The sequence below is a fragment of the Deinococcus sp. genome, assembly GCF_018260555.1.
GTDB lineage: Bacteria > Deinococcota > Deinococci > Deinococcales > Deinococcaceae > Deinococcus.
This window is the reverse complement of sequence record NZ_JAGLBB010000162.1, coordinates 263-603: the sequence shown is the minus strand read 5'-3', so window position 1 is coordinate 603 and position 341 is coordinate 263. Positions and strand designations below refer to the sequence as shown.

The following is a 341-nucleotide window of genomic DNA, read 5'->3' as shown; positions in this document are numbered from 1 at the left end:
AGAACCGACCATGCCAAGAAAAAGCTCGTGCAGCCGCGTGTCCTCGGTCAGCTCCGGGTGAAAGGCGGAGGCCAGCACGCGGCCCTGCCTGACCAGCACCAGGCGCTCATCGTGTGTGGCGAGCACCTCTACCCCGGCGCCCACTCGCTCGAACACGGGGGCGCGAATGAAGGTCGCGGGGAAGGTCCCTTCCAGGCCAGCTACCGCCAGAGGCACATTGAACGAGTCGATCTGCCGTCCGAAGGCGTTGCGCCGGACGGTGATGTCCAGCAGGCCCAGGCTCCGCTGCTCCGGCAGGTTGGGCGAGGTTCCCGTGACTTCACGCGCCAGCATGATCGCCC

General features: G+C 67.2%; 1 pseudogene. It reads right to left on the bottom strand.

The window, feature by feature from the left end:
• Window positions 1-341: pseudogene (gene pdxT, locus QZ271_RS14430) on the bottom strand (pyridoxal 5'-phosphate synthase glutaminase subunit PdxT); the annotation flags it as partial.